This window comes from Bombella dulcis (genome assembly GCF_026385505.1).
GTDB lineage: Bacteria > Pseudomonadota > Alphaproteobacteria > Acetobacterales > Acetobacteraceae > Bombella > Bombella dulcis.
In genome coordinates this window covers 1-319 of sequence record NZ_JANIDV010000024.1, presented here as the reverse complement: position 1 = coordinate 319, position 319 = coordinate 1, and the positions used below count along the sequence as shown (strand labels likewise).

The 319-nt window shown below is 59.9% G+C and carries 1 protein-coding gene; it reads left to right on the top strand.

Annotation, left to right across the window (positions count from 1 at the left end; genetic code table 11):
* The coding region (locus tag NQF87_RS08760) for a DUF2213 domain-containing protein (RefSeq protein ID WP_266128024.1) at positions 1 to 319 on the top strand (319 nt) is incomplete at both ends.

Here is a 319-nt window from a genome sequence, read left to right as displayed (position 1 = left end):
TGACACGTTCAACTCCCTGCCGGTTCTGGAGCATCATACCGAGACCAGCGCAAACGCCCATCCACGGGAGCTGACGGTGGGGGCGACGATGGATAATGCCCGGTTTGAATCCCCCTATCTGAAGGTCGGGATGGTCATTTTCGATGGCACCACAATCCAGCGCATCCAAAGCGGCGCACAGAGGGAACTATCCTGCGGGTACGCCTACGACGCCGACATGACGCCGGGGACATACGAAGGAAAGCCCTATGACGGGCGCATGACCAACATCCGGGGCAATCACGTTGCTCTGGTTGATAGAGGGCGGGCCGGACCGGAT